The following is a 7,049-nucleotide window of genomic DNA, read 5'->3' as shown; positions in this document are numbered from 1 at the left end:
ACTCGCTATCGGCAAAAGTGAGTTGGTGTGACATGGTTGAGGCTCTAAAACTTAAAGCGCGATTATCGCATGGCTAGGACTTGTTCGCATATTCCAAAACATTATATCAAAACTCTTTACCTGATGATTTAGAGGTTTCCGTTATTTTAGATAATGCTTATAAAACGGGTAAAATTTCATTTTTACTAGATAAAGAAAAAGCTTTAAATCTAAAAAAGAATCAACCATTAGACTTTATTGGAAAAATAGACCGAATCTCACCAGGCTTTATGAATCTAAAAATAATATTAAGCGACGTAGTAATTAGATGATACTACAATAGGCAACCTGCAGTCGTATTAGATGAACTACGAAGCTCAGCGTGATTTAAAGTGTAGTGCACTTCGGGGTTAAATTCATAAAATATTTTTTGGATATATTACTTTATTTTTTAAATTGAGATAACTGACTTTCAAGAGATAATATTTCAGCCTTGTGACGTTTTAACTCAATTTGAAGCTCCATATTTTCATTACTTATTACATCTAGTTGTTCTTTAATATTTTTAGAGCTCCTAATATCTCTTATTACCATTGCTTGCAAGTATGATGCTTGTAAAGTTTTTCCCTCCGTTTTTTTTGAATGTCCAAGATGTTCTGCAACTAATAACATTGCAGTTTTTTCTTGTAAGCCTTGATCTAAATAATTAATAAATAACTGTGTGGCAGAAACTTTCCGCCCATCTTGTGGAGATACACCATATTTTCTTTGTAACTCCGCTGATAATGATGTACCAATGAATCGTTTACCTGATCGCTTTGACAAAAAAACGGCTCTATCTTTAACACCTGATTTTATAAAGAGTTTTCGACTCGTCTTGATAAATTTCTGGACCCTTATATAAACTTCTTTAGGCCCATTTACGATACGCCCAACAGTACCTTTCCTCCTGTCATTCTTCGATTTTGATAGTTGAATTTGCATTTCCGTTATTTCAGATGAAGATGGAGCGCGTTCACTAAAAGCATCTATCTCCATCGTTATAAGTTCTTCACGCCTTATACTGAAGGTCTGAATTAACTCCATCATTAAAGCGTCTCTAGTTCCAATAGGATTATTACTACCAGCGGCAGTCTCAATTGCAAAGCACCAATCATCCCAAAAGGTCTTGGCTGGTTTTGCTTCTTTCAGAATCGAGGGTGTATTTGGTATTAGAAAGGGCCATGTACCTTTACCAGGATGAACATAAATAGGATACATTTGCTTTTTCTCTGGTTTATTAACCCCAATAATTCCTGAGCCTCCTTCAAAACGAATATGATCTAAATACCAATAAAATCGATGAGCCCACATTACATACTCTTCGACTCGGGAATCACTTAGATTGCCAATGGATTGAAGATAAACTCGAAAACGCATCAGAACAGAGGAACTTACATTCCATTCACTTCTCTGTGAATATTCAGTATTGTCAAAATAGTATATAAAATTCAACCATATGCAGACGGATAAAGAAGCATCGACGATATATTTTTTTCTAGTTAGATCATTATTGACTGTAACAGCTAAATAATTTAAAAACTCATTAGCCTCTTTATGTACACGAAATTCTGTAGAAAACTCTAAATTAACAATAAGCGGAAAGCGCCATACAGAACGACTACAGCTCAAAACAGCAGGTTTATTTTCATTATTGCTATATTTTCTAAACGTCGACTCTGAGCGAGTCTTAAGAATCTGATACAATTAAGTAACTACCGTAACAGAATGTACATTTGACTGAGACCTTTTAAGGTTATCTCGCTCTTTTAATAACTTTCTATTTTGTAATGTAAGGCGATCAATTCTAGCCAAGGCGGAATTAAGACTTTCAGTAGCAGACCGCTCACGATCAGTAGAAATAACAAATGACTCTACAAGTTTTTCTAGTGCAAGTACTGCTTGATCACGTTTATTTTTTGATTCATTTAACATATTTTTTAAAACACGTACTTCTTCAGAGTCAGACGGCATATAACTCTGGATTTTAGCTGCAAATTTTTCATATCTAGCCTTAATTTCAGGATTATCATAAAGGGGTTTTCGGTTTTTAATCGGTTTTAGGTCTAGCCCATCAAACTCAGCGATAGCGGTGATAGATTTACATTTCGAGAGTACACCCAAAGGGTTTTGGATTTGAAGTTCAAACGCTTTCTCTAAAAGCTCAACTTTCTCGACTAATCTTTTTTGAGCAGCAATTGACTTTTCTTTATTAGCTGAGGTAAGTGCATCAGTCATAAATCAATCCTCTGTTTGGCAAAAGCCGCATCCAAGACCCTTGTTGTACTAAAAATAAGTTTTTCGTGTTGGTGGGTAATCATATTGTTTTTTATTTGAGAAACACAAAGTTGATTCGAACATCCCGCACAAAGACTATCTGATGCTTTATAAAGAGCAAGATGATCTAGTCCCTCATCATCAGTAACCTTACATTTAGACCTATCTTTAAATCGTGGAGTACGACCAAAACAAATATCACCATTTGATGTGAAGTCGAATAAATAAGCATCCTCTTCATCTTCAAACATCAACTCCACATCGTTAATTTCACTCTTATCTATCACTCCAAGACGATTTATAAACTCTTCTCGTAAAGTTGCTACAAATCCTCCTCCAACGTCAGGATCATTATTAACAACTTTACGTGCATATCTTTGTACCTTTTCTGCTTGAACCTGTTTCAAAATACGTCCTGCTTCCTTTTCTGTTAGGTAAACAGAGGTCATTTCATAAGAAATATGACGTAGATAGTAACTAAGAGCTTCAAAGTCAGAATCAATTTCATAGCGATAGAAATACATTATGGCAAAGAAACGGCGAAACATATGCTCATTAAGAATCGTATCAAATCCATCACTGTCAACATCGCATAACTTTACAAGTGTGGTTATGTTGTAGTCCCAATCCAAGCCTCGCCCTTTAATACCTAACGGAGATGAATCAAATTTAAATAGTGTTGACTCACCAGTTCGTTCTCTGTAACTAGCAGAAAGCCTTTCTAATGTATCAACTGCCAACCGATGAATCTGCACAGCAGGGAGTTTCTGCCATCCGAGTCCAGTCTTTGGTATATACATTCGAATATATTTCATATGTCGATCTTCTGAAATACACCCAGCTTCAAGACAATCAATAGATTCTTCTCTCCCAGCAGTAAACGCTAATAAAATAACTTTACAACAAAGAGGAAGAATGGTGTATAAAGCGTAATCAAGACCGATACCAGAAGAATCTAGGTGCTCATTACGATATTTAATTCGTCCAACTGCATTTTGAATTGAATATCGGTCATGATTTGGCAATAACTCAGATTTAATCCTCCCCGCCGTTAATCCCCTTTTTACTGCTTTTTTGATTTCTAAATATTCAGACTCTTCAAATCTATTAATTGAATTAGAATTACGTGATCTAGCGTTATTAATGCCATTTAATGGAAAAGGTGACGCCATAGCACCCACCCAAATGCTATTTTGAGTGATAGATTTAATTTCAGCAGCAACCAACCTATTCGAAGACTTTATATTTGAATATTTTTCTTTTATTAAGTCGACCTGAGATTCAAGGTCAAATAAATCATTTGAATAATGAGTAACCCAACGAACACAGCCGTCTAAAAGACGTAAAAAGTCATCCACTTCAATATTAGAAGTTCGACTACTCTCAATAGAAGAGGGAGATAATGCTAATAATCTTAAAAAGTAAGATTCATCAAAATCATCAAGACTAAACTCAAAAACATCACTCATTAGACCTTCTATCGAGCTAACTGCAATAAGTAGCTTAAGAGCGGTTACAGCATCTTTAAATCTTTTTTGTGAAAGTAGTTCTGTATCATTATTATCTTTTCGAGATTTTGGCTCTTCCCATTTATATTCAGGGTATAAACTACCTACTTTAACATTTATTTTATCTCTTGCATTTTTAAATGTTGCGTCAGTTTTAATAGCCCCTTTACTAAAGCCCAGTTTATAATTAATTTTCGACCAATCTACACTTGATCTAGTACGTTTGCTTTTGATTAAACGTACTGGGATACAAGAGAGATCTTGATTCGCTTCTAATTCTTCTCTTTCATATGAATATAGTCGTTCAAGATACTCTAACCCTATCACCTCTTTCTTAGAGAGAAGTTTAATGATCTCAGGAAGATGTATTGCTTTAACTTCAGATAATGAATCATAACCTAGATAGCGAATAGTTCTATGTATTCGACATAAATCACCAAGTAAGTTTTTAATTGATGAACCAGATGCATAACCACGACCTCGACTATTTCCTAAGAGTCCGAATAATTGCGGCTTTGATTTACTAAATTGTGCAACTAAAGCAATTAGTCGTTTTAAATCTAATTTAAGTGAAGTGTCATCCTTCAGACTAACCATAGAAGAAATTACAACATCAAAATGAACTTTGTGAACTTTCCCAGAACCGCCAAATTGAATGAGCCAATCATCATCAGAGAAATCACTTTTAAGCCAGTCAAACTCATCAGGAAAGTAATTCTGATCTTCAGCATATTCTGTATAAAAGACAGCTAAATTCATCATTGTTTTTAATTTCCTCTTAGAAGAGTTAAATATGGATTTTCCTTCATTCCTCTAACAATGCTAATTGCTTCAATTAACATTGATTTATATCTCGGATCACTATCTAGACGCTCATATACCGTCTTAATAAATATTGTCCACATTGACCAATCATCAGCACAATCAAACTCTTTAATAATCCGACCAGAATCTATCGATTGCTCTATTGCATCTCCCCATAGAACCAGCTGTAATACATTCTCTTGTGTGGCAAAAAAATAAGGCTCTCGATTTCCACAAGTGATGCATTTTAAAAAAAGACCGCAACCATTTTTATCACCGAGAGGTTGAAATCCAGCATTAGAGTCCTTACAAATAATTCCACCAAATCCATCTTTACGTACTCGATCTTGTAATATTTTATAATCAACTTGATCATATCCTGCATTAATTGCGTAATCATCTATATCAAGAGTTACTAACGCCTCAAGCCAATGTAGAAACTTTCTAATCTTTGCCTCTAGTTTATCTGTGAAACCTAACTTATATATATAGCCTCGAATAGCTAACTTAGAAGCATGCCTAGCTTTATTCCTTGCTGAAGTTTCACCATTTTTAATAGCATCAAGTAAAATCATCGAGGAACGAATAGATGTAGCTGTAATTCCATCTGCAACTTCAGATAAAATAGCTTTAGTATGGTTATTAAACCAAATGTCATCACAACCTTTTATTTCCATATAACCATTAATTATCTTCTTCTCTCTTGCTTTTATAAAAAGCATTTCATGTTCAGTCGTACCGTCCGGACGAGTTCGGAAATTAATTCCAGCATACGGCCAATTTACATAACCCTCTGTTATACTCTTAACACTCTTAAAAACTTCACTAGCGCTATTTTTTTTATGAACACTTTGAAGTTTCTCATACCCTATATAACGGGTTTTAGCACGGGCTTTATCCCAACTTATTGACGCTAAAACATTACCAATGTTATTCAAATCATTTCTCTTAAGACTACGCACCCCACCTGAATTAGCGCATAGTTCATGGATTAAAATCACTTGCGCGGATACTAATAACTTAGTACTTGCTCCGATTAGATCTGAAGCAGACATTTCATCAGCCAGCCCTAAATCATTGTGCTTACGATACTTATTAATCCTCTGATAACCTGGCACTTTAAAATGAATACCAGTTAAGTAGAACGGACTTGCAGGGTCTATGTAAGCTGCAAGAAAGCCGCACTCAATCTCATATTTGCTTAATGAATTGAATTCATTTTCATATGGATTAGTAATATTTCTTCCAGAACCTAGACTGACAGTAAAATAATTAGAAATAATTCGGCTAAATCGAACCCCATTCCTGGCCTTTTCTATTGCGGCTTCTCGCTTATTAATCTCTTCATTGTAAACTCGCTCAGAAACATCACGAATGCGTTCTAATCGGTAATATAAAGCATCTTCAACTATAGGCCAAATTTCAACTAGGTTATCAAGGTCATGAAATTTAACCGCATTACTAACAACAAGCTCTTTAATTGAATTACAAACTATATCAATAATTTCATTTCGATCTTCATTGCCCAAAGAAATAGAGTCAATAAAACAGGAGACTTTAGAAGTTATTTCTTTATCTAGTTCAACCTCTGATCCGGCTTGAACTACTATTTTCCTCCTGGAATTTAGCCTTGATATTTGTTTTTCTTTATCTGTTGATGAAGTTAGATATAAATCGGAAGGTACCACACCTTGATTTGACAAGTCTTTAAAAATTGAGTTTAAACCACTGCGAATTTTCTTTCTCTGTCCAATGGAATTTTCATGCTTCACATGTAAATATTGATCTAACCTATACAAATGAATTAAGAAATTATATTTGTTTGGAGTGTCGCCATTACAATACTCTCTTAAATAAGATGATGCAGAATCATCACTAAAATCAACAAACTCAGCCCATAACAGATATGCGCTTATTACTTGTCTTACGCTTGAAACGCTAAGCTGAAAGTATCTATTATATGCATCATCCCCCAAAGCGTGCTCAACAAAATCAACTGAAAACACTTCATTGATAAGCTTTGTATTTATTGATGTGTTGTGAATATTTAAAAAGAAATTATTGGACACTAACAAACCTCAAAAGCATCATTCAATAAAACATTAACGCTTCAGAGCATATAAATCAACCTAGAAAAATACAAATACCTCTAACTGATAAATTTAGATAAAGACTACATTTCAATTCACCAATAAATTATCCTTTTAATTTACCAATAAATTATTCTTTTAATTTACCAATAAATTATTCTTTTAATTTAACAATAAATTACTCTTTTAATTTAACAATAAATTATTTTTTTGATTCAGCAGAAAATAATTATTTAATTTACTAACAAGCCAATATTTTAACCCATCAAAACTCAACAATTAAATCAAGCATGGACATTCATTCAAAAATAAAACAAACAATAAAAAAGCCAGAATAGAATCTATACTGGCT

The 7,049-nt window shown here is 33.9% G+C and carries 5 protein-coding genes; 1 reads left to right on the top strand and 4 read right to left on the bottom strand.

The genetic code is table 11. From position 1 onward, the window contains the following. Positions 1–80: 80 nt before the first annotated feature. Positions 81–311, top strand: a complete 231-nt coding sequence (locus ABFY09_RS12845) for a hypothetical protein (protein ID WP_347984714.1) — start codon at positions 81–83, stop codon at positions 309–311. Positions 312–423: 112 nt separating this feature from the next. Here ABFY09_RS12845 and ABFY09_RS12840 read toward each other — a convergent pair whose 3' ends face one another. The 4 genes from ABFY09_RS12840 to ABFY09_RS12825 are packed head-to-tail and all read right to left on the bottom strand — an operon-like array spanning position 424 to position 6,676. Then, the gene (locus ABFY09_RS12840; protein ID WP_347984713.1) at positions 424–1,725 is read right to left on the bottom strand and encodes a hypothetical protein; all 1,302 of its coding nucleotides are present in this window, start codon (positions 1,723–1,725) and stop codon (positions 424–426) included. Continuing rightward, the gene (locus ABFY09_RS12835) at positions 1,726–2,256 is read right to left on the bottom strand and encodes a hypothetical protein (RefSeq protein ID WP_347984712.1); all 531 of its coding nucleotides are present in this window, start codon (positions 2,254–2,256) and stop codon (positions 1,726–1,728) included. Next, positions 2,253–4,565: a hypothetical protein gene (locus tag ABFY09_RS12830; protein WP_347984711.1), complete on the bottom strand. Its 2,313-nt coding sequence runs from the start codon at positions 4,563–4,565 to the stop codon at positions 2,253–2,255. The genes ABFY09_RS12835 and ABFY09_RS12830 overlap by 4 nt, the downstream gene beginning before the upstream one ends. A gap of 5 nt (positions 4,566–4,570) precedes the next feature. After that, the gene (locus tag ABFY09_RS12825) at positions 4,571–6,676 is read right to left on the bottom strand and encodes a hypothetical protein (protein ID WP_347984710.1); all 2,106 of its coding nucleotides are present in this window, start codon (positions 6,674–6,676) and stop codon (positions 4,571–4,573) included. Between the last annotated feature and the right edge of the window lie 373 nt (positions 6,677–7,049).

Source organism: Marinomonas sp. 5E14-1, assembly GCF_039939215.1.
Classification (GTDB): Bacteria; Pseudomonadota; Gammaproteobacteria; order Pseudomonadales; family Marinomonadaceae; genus Marinomonas.
The sequence above is the reverse complement of the archived record's forward strand: the minus strand, read 5'-3'. Positions and strand labels throughout refer to the sequence as shown.

Excerpts from the sequence above, each read along its gene's own strand:
- ABFY09_RS12835 (WP_347984712.1), bottom strand. The coding sequence starts at position 2,256 with ATGACTGATGCACTTACCTCAGCTAATAAAGAAAAGTCAATTGCTGCT.
- ABFY09_RS12830 (WP_347984711.1), bottom strand. The coding sequence starts at position 4,565 with ATGATGAATTTAGCTGTCTTTTATACAGAATATGCTGAAGATCAGAAT.